Genomic DNA, 15,418 nt, shown 5'->3' on the forward strand with positions numbered 1-15,418 from the left:
TCATCCGGTTACACTCGCCCCGTCGCCCTCGGCCGTGACCTCGCGCATGTGGCGCAGGAATGCGGCGACGGCGGGACGGGTGTCGCCGCCGCGGCGCATGACCGCGAAGATGTCGCGGTAGAGGTCCCGGTGGGGTTTGCCAGCGATACCCACCGCATCCCCTTCTCCCGCACTTTCGGGCCACTCGAATCGATACTCGGGGGCGACTGGCGTCCGCCGCGCGCCCTTGATCACGGTCTGCGGCAGAAAGGCCGCCGCCAGCCCCTCGGCCGCCATGTCAAAATGCAGCCGCAAATCGGGCGACTCAAAGAGCACGCGCGGCGTAAACCCGAGGCCATGGCACATCCGCTCCGCCCAAATCCGCGCATCGCTCCCCGCAGGCTCGAGCACCCAGGGCACATCCGCGAGGTCATTGACCGAGGCAATCGGCTCCGGCATAAACGCCGAGATTTCATCCCGCACCAAGAAGGTCGACACCAGGTGGGTGTCGGATGCGCGCGGAATCCCCGGATACTCATCGGTCACGGCCACGTCTGCCCGGCGACCGGAAACCGCCTCGAGCGCCTCGGTCGGTTCCACGTGCACGAACTCGACCACGACATCCGGATGCGTCTGCTGCATCCTCCGCAAGAGCTCCGGCACATACCGCAGCGCGAAAGACGAAAACGCGGCGAAGCGAACCACGCCCTGCACCCGCGTGCGGCGCGACTCCAAGTCCGCCTCCGCATCCTCCAAAATCGCTTCGATCTGCACCGCCCGCCGCGCGAGTAGCTGCCCCGCTGGGGTGAGCTGCACATTCCGCCCGATGCGCTCGAGCAGCGGCATCCCCACCTCCGCCTCAAGTTTGGTGAGCTGCTGCGAGATCGCCGAGGAAGAAATTCCCAGCGCCCGAGACACACCCACGAGGCTCCCATAGCGCTCAAGATCACGCAGCAAACTGAGCTTGCGAACATCGAGCATGATTCGCTCCCCTCGACAACACCGTCGAATACACACTTAAGTACTACTTAAGCATATTGGGAAGTCGCACCCTGTTCCTCGAAAGAGTTCAGCGCCATACAGTCATTGAACACAGGCAACGGTGCCAGCCCAATTCCAACCAAATTGAGGCAAAGGAAAAGTAATGACCACGGATATCGACCGCGCCGGCATCCCCTTCGAGGCCGAGGAATACGCGAACCGCCAGCGACGCGCCCGCGAGGCCGCACGCGAGGCGGGCTTCGATGCGCTGCTGATTGCTGACCCGGCGAACCTCTACTACCTCACCGGGTACAACGCATGGTCGTTCTATATGCCGCAGGTGCTCTACTTTCCCGTCGAGGGCGAGCCAGTCTTCATCCTGCGCGAAATGGATGCGAACGGCGCCCACCGCACCGCGACCGGCATCGCTCGCGAGCGCATCTTCGGTTACCCCGAGACGCTCATCCACCAGCACGATTCGCACCCGGGCCAGTGGATCGCGCAGAAGCTTCGCGAGCTCGGCCTCGGCGGAAGCGCGGGGCAGGATGCGCGGGTCGGCTACGAGGGCGAGGCGCACTTTTTCACCGTGCGCACCTTCCGCTACCTGCAGGAAGAGCTGCCGAACTGGCGCCTGGATGAGTGCCACGACCTCGTGAACTGGGTGCGCCTGGTGAAATCCCCCGCGGAGATCGAATACCTGCGTGCCGCGGGCCGAGTCTGCGACCACGCCATTTCGCAGGGGGTCGGAGCGCTCTATGCGGGGCGACCCGCGAACGAGGTCGCGGCCGAGATTCTGCACGCGCAAGCGCAGGGGCCGGTGGCCTACGCCGACGAGGATGCACGAGGCCAGCTCGTCGACGGCGACTACCCCGCGATCGTGCCGATGCTGCCCACCGGCGAAGGCGCCGACACCCCGCACCTGACCTGGAGCAACTCCCCCATGCCCGCAAACGAGGGCATCTCCTTCGAAATCGCCGGCGTGCACCGTCGCTATCACGCACCCATGGCGCGCACCGCAGTAATCGGCACACCGAGCAAGGAACTCGAGCGGCTCGCGGGGTTCACCGTTGAGGGGATGCTCGCAGCCCTCGAGGTGGTCCGTCCCGGCGCGACCGCGCACGAGGTCACCGAGGCCTTCACCCGCGAGATCGCCAAGGGCGGCTACACCAAGAACTCGCGCCTGGGCTACTCGATCGGCATCGGTTTCCCACCCGACTGGGGCGAGCGCACCGTGAGCCTGCGTCGCGACGACCAGACCGTCCTGCAAGAAAACATGACCTTCCACCTCATCGCGGGGATGTGGATGACCGGCTATGGCTTCGAAGCCTCCGACAGCATCCGGGTCACGGACTCGGGCGTCGAACGCCTCACCAGCTACCCCCGCGACCTCATCACGATCCCGAATAGGAGCCTCTTATGACCAACACCCTCTCCTACGCCAGCACCCCGCGCCTGTCCTCGCGAGTCGAGCAGCTGCACGGTTCGGTGATCGACTCCTCGACCTCACTGCTCGCGAGCCAGACGCACGACATTGTGCGCTTCGCCATGGGCGCCCCGAACGCCGAGTTGATCCCCGAGGCCGACTTCGCGCGCCTGTTCGCCGCACCCTCGCAGGGCCGTTTTGACTATGGAGCAACCGAGGGCGAGCCGGAGCTCATCCGCGAAGTGGCCGCGCAGTTGCACCGCCAGGGCCTGGCGGCCGATCCCGAGCGCATCCTCATCACCACCGGAGGGATGCAGGGACTCGACATCGCATTCAAGTTGCTTATCGACGCGGGCGACACGGTCGTAGTAGAAGCCCCGACCTACACGAACGGGATCGGTACGGCACAGAGCTATCAGGCGCGCATCCTGGAAGCTCCGATCGACCAAGACGGAATGGTCGTCGAGGAGCTCCCCCGCCTCGTTGCCGAACACGGCCAGACGCCCAAGGCGATCTACACGGTACCGAACTTCCAGAACCCCTCCGGCACGACCATGTCGCTCGAGCGTCGCCGCGAGCTCCTGCGCCTTGCCGAGGAATGGGATGCGGTGATCATCGACGATGACCCCTACGGCACGCTGCGCTTCGAGGGCGAACCTGTCCCGAGCTTCGCCGAGCTCAGCCCGGGGAACCCGCGCATTATTCAGGTGCGCACCTTCTCAAAGGTGCTTGCCCCGGGGCTGCGCATCGGCTGGTTGGAGCTCGACCCGGCGCTGCGCCAACTCGCGATCAACGCAAAGCAGTCCATGGATACCTGCACGGGCGTACCCATGCAGCACATCGTCGCCGACTACCTCGCCGAGGGCGCGCTCGATGCGCACATCGCTCGGCTTCGCGGCGTCTACCGCGAGCGCAAGTACGCGCTGATCAACGCCCTCGCCGACACCTTCGGTGAGGAGGTCACGACGACGAATCCCGAGGGCGGATTCTTCCTGTGGCTCACGCTCGGCGGGCGCTACGCGCAGGTGGATGCGGAGGAGCTTTTCCCCATCGCGCTCCGTCACGGGGTGGCCTATATTCCGGGACCGGCGTTCACCGCCTCTGGCACTTTCCACAATGCTTTGCGGTTGTGCTTTGCCACATCCTCGCCGGATAGGATCCGCGAAGGCGTCAGCCGCCTCCACCGAGCACTCGAGGAGGCAATTGCATGAGCGCTGTTCGACAGACTCAAGGAGCGGCCTTTCGACAGGCTCAAGACAAGGAGGTTCGCGTGGATTCCTTTCGACAGGCTCAAGACGAGGCCTTTCGACAGACTCAAGGTGGCAGCGCAGCGGAGTCGCTAGCGGTGAGCGAAGCCGAAGCCACGAGTGCGGACACCCGCGAGGCACTCGAGGCGCGCGTGCTGGAGCGAATCGATCCCGAGGCGATCGCGCAGCTTGCGAGCGACCTGATTCGCGCCGAAAGCGAGAATCCCGGCGGCACCGAAGAAGCCACCGCGCAACGGCTCGGAGTTTCCTTCCGAGTGATGGGCGCGCAGGTGGACGTTGACTACGTCGAACCCGGTCGTCCGAATCTCGTGGTCCGGATGGGGCCCAACAACGGTGAGGGCGGCATTCTCTTCCTCGGCCACAGCGATGTCGTGCCCGCAGGTGAGGGCTGGAGTGGCGACCCCTTCATCCCCCGCCGCGAGGGCGATGACATCATCGGCCGCGGCGCCACCGACATGAAGGGCGGCATCGCCTCGGTGGTTGCCGCCATGCACGCAGTCAACGCCGAAGCTCCCGAAATCCCCATGACCTTCGTGTGCACCGTCGACGAAGAAGTCGACGCCAGAGGCGCACGGCACTATATCCAAACCGTCTCGCCGGCGAACTATGCGGGATGCGTGGTCGCAGAGCCCACGAGCCTGGTCACCATTACCGCTGCTCGCGGGGCCACGAACCTCCGCGTCGATATCGAGGGGGCGAGCGCCCACGCGGGGAAGCCCGAAGAAGGCGCAAGTGCGATTTACGCGGCGGCCGATGTGATTGCCCTGATCGAAGCCGACCACAAGGCGATCCACGACACCGCGCATCCGGTGCTCGGCTCGGGAGACTGGAATGTGGGCATGATCGAGGGCGGCCACGGCACCTCAATCGTCCCCGACCGCTGCACCCTGTCGATTGACCGACGCACCCTGCCGGACGAGCATCCGGAAGCCATTCTCGAGCAGCTCCTCGACGCGGCCCGCACGCGCACGGCCGAAAAAGACCGGCCGGGTGCTGACCGCATCCACTTCACCGGCGAGGTCGAAATGACAATGCCGGGCTTCCTCACCGACCCCGAAAGCGACTTCGTGTGCTGCGTCCGCGACGCGGTACGCGAGGTCGGCGGCAATGGCGACGCCGGGGTCTGGAGTGCCGCCTGCGAGGGTGGATTCATGGCCCAACATCACAAGACGCCAACAATTGTGCTCGGTCCCGGCGATATCACCGGACAAGCACACCAGCCCGATGAGAGAGTGTCAGTCACAGAACTCCACACCGCGGCTCGGGCATTTGCCCTGATTGCGCTGAGGATTGGCGCAGTCGCCGGGGGTCCGACACAGGGTTAGTCCCCCAGTTTATTCGCTCGATCGCCAATCTGTAAAGGAGCAGACATGACAAACGAGCAACAACCCACCCTCCCGCCGATCACGCGGGAGATCGACCTCACGCCGTTGCAAAAGAAAACGGCGCGGAAGTCAGTTGCGGGTTCGGCAATCGGTAACGCAATTGAATGGTTCGACTACGGCATTTACGGCTACCTTGTCGTCTACATCTCGCAGTTGTTCTTTACCTTCAGCGATGACGCTGGGGCGCTGCCGCGCATCATGGCCTTTGCGACCTTTGCGGTGTCGTTCCTGGTGCGTCCGCTCGGCGGGTTCATCCTCGGCCCCCTCGGCGACCGGCTCGGGCGCCAAAAAGTGCTCGTGTTCACGATCCTGATGATTTCGCTGTCCACCGCCGCGATCGGCATCCTGCCGACCTTCGAAACAGCCGGTTTCCTCGCACCGATTCTGCTCGTGCTGTTGCGCATGGTGCAGGGCTTCTCGGCCGGCGGTGAGTATGCGGGCGCCGCGGTCTTCATGTCGGAGCACGCCCCGGATAACCGCCGCGGGTTCTACGGCTCCTTCCTCGAGTTCGGAACCCTCGCCGGCTTCTCGGGCGCCGCGATTCTGTGTACCTCGCTGACGCTGATCGTTGGCGAGGACGGGATGATGGCGGGCTGGTGGCGACTGCCGTTCCTCGTGACGCTGCTACTTGGTTTCGTCGCCCTGTGGATGCGCAGCAGCCTCTCGGAGTCGGAGACCTTCACCGAAGACTCGGCACACACCGAATCGAACGCCTCAGCATGGAAGGCCTTCGCAACGCTGATTAAGGAATACCCCGGCCAGCTGGTCAAGCTGATCGGTTTCGTGATCCTCATCAACGTGGCCTTCTACCTCGTGCTGACCTATATGCCCTCGTATCTATCGGCCACCCTCGGCCACGGGGTCGTGGAATCAAATATGTCGCTGGTGATCATCCAGCTGGTGATGATGGTGATTATCGTGCCGCTGGGTGCTCTCAGTGACAAGATCGGGCGAAAACCACAGCTGATCATCGCGAGCCTCGGCTTCATGGTCTTCTCGGTACCCGCGATCATGCTCGTGAATATCGACAGCATCTGGACGCAGCTGGCAGGCATTGGCATCCTCGGGTTGTTCCTCGTGATGATCATCTCGACGATCTCGGCGACACTGCCGGCGCTATTCCCCACCGCGGTGCGGTACTCCGGCTTCGCGATCGGCTACAACCTTTCGACCGCGATCTTCGGTGGCACCGCGGGTGCGATCAACGAGGGGCTCGTCGCCTCGACCGGCAACGTGCTGGTGCCCGGGTTCTACCTCGCAGCGGCAGGTCTGATCGGCTTCATTTCGGTGCTGACCTTCCGGGAAACCGCGGGCCGATCCCTGCGCGGCAATGTCGTCCCCGGCAGCGACGACCACCTGCGCGTCGCCCAGGGCGAAAAGCTCATCGGCGCCAAAGCGAAGTAGCCGCCGCGGTTCCCTCCCGTCCATCCCCCATCCGCAATCCGTCACTGGATGCTGTTTTTCTAGTCGCGAACAGCATCCAGCGACGAATCAGCGGAGAAACAGGCACTAACTCGTCAACAGATGCTGTTTTCCTCGTGGAGAACAGCATCTAGTGACGAGTTAGCGGGAGTGGGGAGTGAGAGTGGGGTGTGGGGCACGGCGGCACCGAAATTTACGAAAGGAAACTCATGAACGAACAGCGCGTCGCACTGGTGACCGGCTCGACCTCAGGAATCGGCATCGAAATTGCTCGCAGGCTGCTGCGGGACGGCTTCCGAGTTGTAGTCAGCGGGCGATCCACCGAGCGAGGCGAGCAGATCGCGAGCGAACTCGGTGACGGGGCCTCATTCATCCGGGCCGATCTCACCGAGCCCGGCGCGCCCGCGAAGCTCGTCGACGCGACCGTCGAACAACTCGGCCGCCTCGACGTGCTCGTGAATAACGCGGCCATCGACCACACCGGTTCCCTGCTCGACACCCCCATCGCCGAGATCCGCGCAACCTTCGAGACGAACAGCTTCGCGGCGATCGAATGCTTGCAGGCGGCGGGGCGAGCGATGCGCGAGCAGGGTGAGGGCGGCGCGATCATCAACGTCACCTCGCGCCTCGCACACATCGGCGTGCCCACCATGGGGATCTACAGCGCAAGCAAGGGCGCAATGCGTTCGCTCACCACCGCCGCGGCGGTGGAACTCGCGCCGCTCAACATCCGTGTCAACGCGGTTGCACCGGGCATGACCCGCACCCCGCTCTATGAAGAATGGGTTGCGCAGCAGGATGATCCGGCTGCGACCGAAGCGCAGGTTGCGGGCGCAATTCCACTCGGTCGGATCGCCACACCGCAGGATGTGGCCGGCGCCGTGGCCTATCTCGCCAGCCCCGAGGCAGCCTATTTAACGGGCGTGCAGATTCCTGTCGACGGCGGCTACATCGCAAAGTAGCGGCGCTCGGTTCGCTGGACTCGGTTCGCGGGAACCATTTAGCCGCGCTCAGTCAACTGGAGCCGGTTAGCCGTGCTCGGTCGACCGGAGCCGGTTAGCCCTGCTCGGATGACCAGAATCGGTTAGCCGTAGGCTGGATGCGTCGCAGGTGATACTTGTGACGCATCCAGCCTGTCGAAAGGAACCCCATGCAGTTTGTCGTTACCGGTTATGACGTCAAGGATGGCGGCAAGCTCCGCGCCGAGCACCGCCCGGAGCACCTCGAAGGGCTGAACTCGCTCGTGGACGGTGTCGTCCTCAGTGCCGGTGCTTTCCTCGACGAAGAAGGGAACCCCGCCGGTTCCTCGATGCACATGGAGTTCACCTCGCAGGAGGCCTTCGATGCGTACCTCGAGAACGAGCCTTTCGCGAAGTACGGTGTCTGGGAGAAAATCGAAACGCACGTGCTACGCCAATCGATCAGCAATCCGAGTCGCGAAAGCTAATTCGAAACACTCGACACACAAGCGCTACCCAGCCGCACTCGCAAGGATGGCTACATGAGCGCAGGCGTCACCGTGGACGGTCTCACCAAACGATTTCGTGAGGTGACCGCAGTTGACGACATCTCCTTCGAGGTGCCGGGCGGTGGCGTCTTCGCCTTTCTCGGCACGAATGGCGCCGGGAAATCGACCACGATCAACTGCCTGACCACGGTCATCCAGCCCGATCGCGGCAGCCTCGCCGTCGCCGGGCACGATGTCGCCACTGAAAGCGATCAGGTTCGGCAAGCGATCGGCGTGGTCTTCCAAGAATCGGTGTTGGATGACCTGCTCACGGTTCGCGAAAATCTCTATCTGCGAGGGCTTCCCTACCTCGGTAGCAAATCGAACGTCACCGAACGGCTGACCGCACTCACCGAAGTGATCGACCTGCACGAACTCCTCGACCGCAGGTACGGCAAGCTCTCGGGTGGCCAAAAACGTCGCGTGGACATCGCCCGTGCACTCCTTCACGATCCCAAGATCCTTTTCCTCGACGAGCCCACCGCGGGGCTTGACCCGGGCAACCGGCAGCTCGTGTGGCAGACGGTGCAATCGCTCCGCGAGCGCACCGGGCTGACCGTGTTTCTCACCACGCACTACATGGAAGAAACCGAGCAGGCGCAGCTCGTGTGCATCATTGACCGCGGCCGCATCATCGCCCAGGGGTCTCCATCCGAACTGCGCGCGAAACACTCCGCGAGCATCCTCACCCTCACCATCGATGAGGGGACCAAAGACATCCCCGTGGCCGACGCTGCCGAGGCACTGCGCATCCTCGGCCAAGAAACCAATGTGCGCGATTTCGAGTTCCGCCACGGCCGCATGGACGATGTCTTCCTGAACCTCACCGGCAGCAGCATCCTCGCAAACGATTCAGACGCGAAGCCAGACGATCCGAAGGAGCCCGCCGATGGCTAACGTGCTCGCGATCTCTCGCCGAAATCTGCTGCTCTACCTGCGCGATCCGGTCGGGATCTTCTTCTCACTCCTTGGCGCGCTGATGGTGTTCCTGCTCTACAGTCTGTTTCTCGGCAATATCCAGGTGCAGTCGATCAGCCAGAGTGCACCCGGTGTCGACCCTGCGCTCGTGCGCAGCTTCGTGGACAGCTGGATGTTCGGCGGCATCATCGCGATCACCACCATGACCACCCCGCTCGGCGCGCTCTCGACTTTCGTCGAAGATGGCGCCACCAAACGCTTTCAAGACTTCCTCGTCTCCCCGGTCCCCCGGAGCGAACTCGCACTTGGCTACCTTGTCTCCTCCTTCGTCATCGGCGCGAGCATGACCACCATCGTGTTTGTCATCTCGTTGCTCTATCTCGGGCTGCTGAGTGGAGTGTGGCTCGGCATCGGCGCAATCGCTACGAGTTTCGGCTGGCTGCTGCTGTCGGCCGCCGGGTTCGCGGCGCTGTGGTCGTTCCTCGTTTCCTTCATCAAGACCAATGGCGCCTTCGCCGCCGCTTCGACGATCATCGGTACCGTCGCGGGTTTCGTGAGCGGATCCTATGTGCCGGTTGGGTTGTTTCCGGATGCGGTGCGAGAGGTTGTCAGTGCCCTGCCGTTCGCGCATTCGGCAATGCTGCTGCGGCAGTCCTTCGTCGGCGAAACACTCACCGATCTCTTCGGCGGGCATGCGGATGCGACGCTCGGGATGGAAATCTTCTTCGGCATCCGGCTCTACGTCGGCGACTGGGAGATTCCGGTCTGGTTCGCGGCCGGGCTGCTGGTGGTGATCGCGGTGCTCTTCGCGTATCTCGCGTCGCGCCGGATCCGGCATCGGATTCAGTAGCGGCGCAGATTCGATGGTTCGGCTCGGGCTTCCTAGACTGGCCGAATGAGCAGCATCCAGTTCTCCCGCGCCGCTTCCTTCACGGTCGCGACCCTCGCGCTCGTGGGCTGCTTCATTGCATCCGGCGTACCGGTGCCGCTGTACAACTTGTACCGCGTCGAAAATGGCATCACCGACGCCGACCTCGCGCTCACCACGGTGTTCTACCTGCTGTGCACCGCGCTTTCGCTGCTGTTTTTCGGGCGACTCTCGAACCACCTCGGCCGTCGCACGGTCGTGTTCGGAGCCGTCCTCACTGCCCTCGCCGGTTGCCTCGTGTTCATGCAGGTGCAGTCGCTGCCGGTGCTCATTCTCGGTCGCGCGCTGCAGGGTATCGCGTGCGGGGCGGCGTCCTCGGCGGCGGGCGCGATGGCGATCGATTTCAGCCCCCGCTCGCGCCTACGCTGGTTGCCGTCGGTGGTGACCAGCAACCTGCCGATCTTCGCGATTCCAGTCGGGGCCATCGCGTCCGGTGTGCTTGTCGAATATTTCCCGCACCCGCGCATCCTGAGCTTCGCGATTATGGCGAGCATCCTCGCGATAGTCGCCGTGCTCATCCCCTTCTGCCCCGAAACCGCCGACCGCAAGCCCGGCGCCCTACGCTCGCTCATCCCCCGAGTCGAAATTCCGCAGGGCGCCGGTCGCGCGGTCTTCGCCACCGGTGCGGGGCTGCTAGCAACCTGGTCTTGGGGAGGGTTCTTCCAGGCCTTCTCGCCGGGACTGACCAGCGACTACCTCGGCACGAGCAATGCCCTCGCGATCGCGGTGGTGTTCGCATCCTTCACCATACTTTCGCCGCTGGGTGGGGCCGCATCCGCGCGGATTCGCGCCGTGCCCTCACTGCGCCTCGGTCTGGTGCTCTTCTCGATTTCGGTGGTGCTGATCGCCGTAACGCTGCACGCCGGGTCAATCCTGTGGCTGCTGCTTGCCGCCCTCGTCGCCGGATTCTTCAACGGCCAATCCAATAACAGCGGGATGCGCGCGGTGTTCGAGTACGTCACGCCGAGCGGTCGCGCGGGCACCCTCGCGACGATCTACCTCATCTCCTACCTGTGTTCCGCAGTGCCGGGCCTATTCGCGGGCGAGCTTTCGCGGCACCTGCCGATCCCCCATATCGCGAGCCTCTACGCTGGCCTCGCGATCTTCGGCACGCTCGTGGCGCTCATCGTGGCCCGGCCGAAAGCGACAAAATAGCCCGTTCGCACGCGCTTTCCAGCCCGGGCGCGCATGCTGGATGCATGGACAAGCATTGGGTCGCAACAGAGTTTGGCAGCGGGATCGACTCCCTCGAATTTCAGGAGTTCGAGGTACCGCCGCCGCGGCCCGATGAGGTGACGATTTCGGTGCGCGCGGTGAGCATCAACCGCTTCGACACGAAGGTGCTCGACGTTCTCGACGATGCGGATCTCCTTCCTTATCCACTCGGGGTTGAGGCAGCGGGCATTGTGACGGCGATCGGCTCGGAGGTACCCGCCGGGACGCACGTGCTCGGCGACGAGGTACTCACCTTCCGGGCCCGCGGTGCCTACGCCACGAAGATCAATGTCCGGGCGAAGGATGCGTACGCGAAGCCCAAGAATCTTTCCTTCGCGGAAGCCGCGGGGCTACTGCTCGTTGGCACCACGGCCGCCGAGATGCTGCACCGAGTAGCACCCGAAGCGGGCGAGACCGTGCTGCTACACGGCGCATCCGGTGCCCTCGGCGAGAGCCTGCTGCAGCAGGCCACGCGGCTCGGGTTGAAGGTCATCGGTACGTCTTCGGAACGTCACTTCGAGAACGTGCGCCGCTACGGCGGCACCCCGGTGGCTTATGGCTGGGGACTCTCCGAACGCTTGCGCGAGGCCGCACCCGAGGGCATCGATATCGCGCTGGATGCAGCGGGCACCCAAGAAGCCATCGACACCTCGCTGGAGTTTGTGCTCGACCGGCGGCGCATCCTCACCGTGGTGCGCGGTGATTTGGCAAAGAAATACGACTTCCAATACATCGATGGCAGCGGCGAGGGGCGGAAATATCGCGATGCGGTGAGTCGAGAGCTGATTGCGGCGGCCGCTTCGGGCACGCTCGAGGTCGCAATCGCACGCACCTTTGGGCTTTCCGAGGCTCGAGTGGCGCTCGAGTACATTGCGGACGGTAAGGCGGGCGGCAAGATCGTGCTGCTGACGTAGTAGCCGTTTATACCCAGCACGGGTCGCTAGGGTCAGGCACCATGACGAACGACGCGGTTAATCAGCAGGGGGAAGGCCAACCGGGCGACGACAAGCGGTCCGAAGATAAGCAGCATCAGGATAAGCAGCATCACGATAAGCACTGGGTCGCGACAAAATTCGGTGGTCTCGACTCTTTCGAGCTGCACCCGGTCACGGTGCCCGCGCCTGCTGCCGATGAGGTCACCATCCGAGTCAAGGCCGCCGGGGTGAATCCCATCGACCTCAAGATCCTCGGTCGGCTGAGTGACCCGGCCCTGCTGCCGCGGCCCGTGGGCACTGAGATTTCTGGGGTGATCGAGGCGGTCGGCGCCGCGGTTGGGCAGGATGCGCAGACCGGCACCCCGGGGCTGGGCGTCGGTGACAAGGTGGTCGCCTTCCGCACCCCGGGCGGCTACGCCACTCGGATCAATGTGCCCGCCCGCGATGTCTTCGCAAAGCCGCCGACGCTGTCGTTCGACGAGGCTGCCGGTCTGCTGCTGGTGGGAACCACTTCGGCGGAGATGCTCGCAACAGTTGACGCGAAGGAGGGTGACGTAATTTTGCTGCACGGCGCTTCCGGTGCGATCGGGGCGATGGTGCTGCAGTTGGCGGCCCGGATTGGCGCGACCGTAATTGGCACCACCTCGGCGCGGAATGCCGAGAACGTCAGCCGCTACGGTGGCATCCCGGTCGAGTACGGGCCGGGGCTTATTGATCGCGTTCGGGCCGCTGCTCCCAGCGGGATAACGGTCGCGCTTGACGCCGCCGGTACCGAGGAAGCACTCGAAACTTCACTTGCACTTGTCGCCGACCACAGTCGTATCTTGACGATCGTGCAGCCCCAGGCGGCCGCCGAACACGGCCTGCACTACATCGGCGGCAATCAGCCGAAATCGACCGCGTTCCGGGATGCGCACCGGGCGGAACTGCTGGAGCTTGCCGGTTCCGGTGAACTACAGGTGCCGATCTCGCACACCTTCCCCCTCAAGGAAGCAAAGTTCGCGATCGACCTCGTCGCCCACGGCAGGGCGGCAGGGAAGGTGGTCGTTCACCCATAGCTGGCAGGGTGTGCATCCGCTTCGTCTCAGACAAGTGGGCGCTTCCGCTCGCCGCGACCGCGGCCAGGCAGCCCCGGGCAAATCACGCGTACAACCTAGTCAGCTTCGTCCTTCACGAGCCCCATTCGGATGCGCCGCAGGTCCTCCATGAGCGCGCCGATCAGAATCCAGTTGCCGCCCCTGGGTGGCCGCAATTCGAGCGGTTCGGTCAGGGCCGGGATCATCGAGGTCATCGGCTCGGGGTTGATATCCGCCTCGTGCACGACCAAGCGCACGTCGTGTGCCGCGCGATCAAGCTGATCGGCGATGTCATGCGCCGCCGGTTCTTCGGCGAGCGAGTCGGTGTAGTGGTCAAAATAGGCCCGCGTCATTCCGAGCACCTGCGTGCCGATCGGTGAGAGCACTTCATCCAGTACTCGTTTCATTTCTTCTAGCTCGGCGCGGTGCTTCGATCGGCGCGGGTTGAGCATGAGCGACTCGTAACCGTCCTCGATCGCTTTGGCGGCCGCATCCCGCATGGGGCGCAGCAACCGCGCCTCAATCATCAGCCCCTGCAACTGGCCGGGCGTGTGGGTAGCAACCAGCGCATCCGCCAAGCGCACCATGGTGGCGGCGGTCTCCGAACCGAGATCGGCCATCTTCTCGCGCGCCGGGCCAACCAGCACCGGCGGCACAATCAGCATGTTCACCCCGATACCCACGAGCGCGCCGATCACCGTTTCAACTATGCGCAGCAGCGAATAGTCAAAACTTCCCTGGCCAAGCGCAATCACAAGCATCGCGCTAATCACCATCTGGTTCGTAACCCCCGGTGAGGCCCGCACGAGCCAGGCAACCCCCATCGCGACGAGGATCGCGATCATCACGGCCCAGGTTTCGGTGCCGAGCACGAAGGTCCCGATGATCGCGATGACGACACCGAGGACCACTCCGAGGGAACGTTCGACGCCCTTCATGAGCGACTGGTTCACACTCGGGGCGACCACCAGCAGGGTTGCGATTGCGGCGAAAATTGGCATCTCGACCTGCAACAAGAGGCCCGCGAGGAACCAGGACAACGCAATCGCCACACCGGTTTTCGCGACCTGCAAAACCGGGGCACGCTTAGCCGCCCGCAGCGCCGAGGTAATCTTCATAGTCCTCAAGGCTAGTTCGGTGAGCTACGAGGTAGCTCTGTCAGACTGCAGCCATGCCGAACGGTCTCGCGGATTCCACCAGCAGTTTTCTCCGCCAGCACGCGGACCAGCCCATCGACTGGCAGCCGTGGGGCGAGGATGCTTTTGCGCAAGCTCGCGAACGAGGCGTGCCGACCTTCATTTCGATTGGCCATGCATCCTGCCACTGGTGCCACGTGATGGCTCGCGAATCCTTCGAAGACCCGGAAGTGGCAGCCTTCCTCAACGCGAATTTCGTGTCCTTCAAGGTGGATCGGGAGGAGCATCCTGCGGTGGATTCGGTGTATCTCGACGCCGCGCTCGGCATTTCGGGGAAAGCGGCTGGCCGCTCACGATCTTCGCGACGCCCGATGGGGATGCGTTCGCCGCCGGTACCTATTTCCCACCGATTCGCGAGGGCGGCACGCCTTCTTTCCTCGAGTTGGCGGCGAATATTGCGCGGCAGTGGGATGAGTCGGCGGCGGAACTCACGGCGGCCGCGCGGAAGATCACCGACACCCTGAAATACTCCCGCGACCACTACGCCGGCGCGCTCGCGTTTACCGAGCCGGGCAATAAGCACGCGCCGCTCGACGAGCTCCTGCCGGATCCGCCCAAGCGCTCCGATTTCGACGTGGATGCGACGGTCGCCAAAATTCGTGAGCAGTACGACAACGTGTACGGCGGCTTCGGCGAGGACACCAAATTCCTGCACGCGCCCCTCCTGCACGGCCTGCTCAACCATAATTTTGAGGGCTGGGTGATGGCCTACGGCACGCTGCTCGCGATCATTCGCGGTGGCGTCCACGATGTGGTCGGTGGCGGCTTCATGCCGTACAGCACCGTCCGTAGTTGGGGGCTGCCGCACTTCGAGAAAATGCTCGCGGACAACGCGCAGATGCTGACAGTGTTCTCGCTCGCGACTTCCAAGGCAAACTCACTCGGGCTGGATGCGAGGGGTTTCCAGCGCGCGGCATTCGGCATCATCGACTGGCTCGAGCGAGAAATGCAAGCTTCGGCTGGCGGCTTTGTCACGAGTCTCGATTCGGAAGCTGCGGATGCGCAAGGCGAGCGCTATCCGGGCATCCAAATTGCCTGGTCACGTGCACAAACTGCGGAAGTGCTCGGGGAGGATTCCGAATGGGCTTGCGAGGTGTTCGGGCTCAATACGCTCGGTTCCAGTGACACGGCGCTGATGCTCCCCACCTTCAAACACGACCCGTAAGATCTTGACCAGGATCGCCT

The 15,418-nt window shown here is 63.9% G+C and carries 13 protein-coding genes and 1 pseudogene; 12 read left to right on the forward strand and 2 right to left on the reverse strand.

Features of this window, described 5'->3' with window-relative positions:
- Positions 1 to 960 carry a LysR family transcriptional regulator gene (locus F8O05_RS10090; RefSeq protein WP_158052623.1) on the reverse strand — a complete coding sequence of 320 codons (960 nt, stop codon included), beginning with the start codon at positions 958 to 960 and terminating at the stop codon, positions 1 to 3.
- A 163-nt stretch (positions 961 to 1,123) separates the two neighbouring features.
- On the opposite strand from F8O05_RS10090, the gene F8O05_RS10095 reads away from it, so the two are divergent.
- From F8O05_RS10095 to F8O05_RS10145, 11 genes are all read left to right on the forward strand, one after another.
- Complete coding sequence (locus tag F8O05_RS10095) at positions 1,124 to 2,380, forward strand: M24 family metallopeptidase (RefSeq protein WP_158052624.1); 1,257 nt, start codon at positions 1,124 to 1,126, stop codon at positions 2,378 to 2,380.
- The gene (locus F8O05_RS10100) at positions 2,377 to 3,594 is read left to right on the forward strand and encodes an aminotransferase-like domain-containing protein (RefSeq protein WP_158052625.1); all 1,218 of its coding nucleotides are present in this window, start codon (positions 2,377 to 2,379) and stop codon (positions 3,592 to 3,594) included. Before F8O05_RS10095 ends, F8O05_RS10100 begins: the two co-directional genes overlap by 4 nt.
- Positions 3,595 to 3,653: 59 nt before the next feature.
- A complete protein-coding gene (locus F8O05_RS10105) occupies positions 3,654 to 4,976 on the forward strand; it encodes a M20 family metallopeptidase (RefSeq protein ID WP_225735844.1) in 1,323 nt (440 codons plus the stop codon).
- Positions 4,977 to 5,021: 45 nt separating this feature from the next.
- A complete protein-coding gene (locus F8O05_RS10110) occupies positions 5,022 to 6,440 on the forward strand; it encodes an MFS transporter (protein WP_158052627.1) in 1,419 nt (472 codons plus the stop codon).
- 227 nt (positions 6,441 to 6,667) lie between these two features.
- Positions 6,668 to 7,420, forward strand: a complete 753-nt coding sequence (locus F8O05_RS10115; RefSeq protein WP_158052628.1) for an SDR family NAD(P)-dependent oxidoreductase — start codon at positions 6,668 to 6,670, stop codon at positions 7,418 to 7,420.
- A 188-nt stretch (positions 7,421 to 7,608) separates the two neighbouring features.
- Positions 7,609 to 7,905 (forward strand): YciI family protein, encoded by a 297-nt coding sequence (locus tag F8O05_RS10120; RefSeq protein ID WP_158052629.1) that lies wholly within the window; start codon positions 7,609 to 7,611, stop codon positions 7,903 to 7,905.
- A gap of 54 nt (positions 7,906 to 7,959) precedes the next feature.
- Positions 7,960 to 8,862 (forward strand): ABC transporter ATP-binding protein, encoded by a 903-nt coding sequence (locus F8O05_RS10125; protein WP_158052630.1) that lies wholly within the window; start codon positions 7,960 to 7,962, stop codon positions 8,860 to 8,862.
- A complete protein-coding gene (locus F8O05_RS10130; RefSeq protein WP_158052631.1) occupies positions 8,855 to 9,733 on the forward strand; it encodes an ABC transporter permease in 879 nt (292 codons plus the stop codon). The genes F8O05_RS10125 and F8O05_RS10130 overlap by 8 nt, the downstream gene beginning before the upstream one ends.
- 45 nt (positions 9,734 to 9,778) lie before the next feature.
- Positions 9,779 to 10,966, forward strand: coding sequence for an MFS transporter (locus F8O05_RS10135; protein WP_158052632.1), 1,188 nt, complete (start codon positions 9,779 to 9,781; stop codon positions 10,964 to 10,966).
- A gap of 44 nt (positions 10,967 to 11,010) precedes the next feature.
- Positions 11,011 to 11,940 (forward strand): quinone oxidoreductase family protein, encoded by a 930-nt coding sequence (locus F8O05_RS10140; protein WP_158052633.1) that lies wholly within the window; start codon positions 11,011 to 11,013, stop codon positions 11,938 to 11,940.
- Between the two features lie 41 nt (positions 11,941 to 11,981).
- Positions 11,982 to 13,019: a quinone oxidoreductase family protein gene (locus F8O05_RS10145; RefSeq protein ID WP_158052634.1), complete on the forward strand. Its 1,038-nt coding sequence runs from the start codon at positions 11,982 to 11,984 to the stop codon at positions 13,017 to 13,019.
- Between the two features lie 95 nt (positions 13,020 to 13,114).
- On the opposite strand, the gene F8O05_RS10150 is transcribed toward F8O05_RS10145, so the two are convergent.
- On the reverse strand, positions 13,115 to 14,155 hold the full coding sequence (locus tag F8O05_RS10150; RefSeq protein ID WP_158052635.1) for an FUSC family protein: 1,041 nt from the start codon (positions 14,153 to 14,155) through the stop codon (positions 13,115 to 13,117).
- Positions 14,156 to 14,208: 53 nt separating this feature from the next.
- On the opposite strand from F8O05_RS10150, the pseudogene F8O05_RS10160 reads away from it, so the two are divergent.
- Positions 14,209 to 15,398 (forward strand): annotated as a pseudogene (locus F8O05_RS10160) (thioredoxin domain-containing protein).
- The last annotated feature ends 20 nt before the right edge of the window (positions 15,399 to 15,418 follow it).

Origin of the sequence: Gulosibacter chungangensis (genome assembly GCF_008831155.1) — a bacterium.
GTDB lineage: Bacteria > Actinomycetota > Actinomycetes > Actinomycetales > Microbacteriaceae > Gulosibacter > Gulosibacter chungangensis.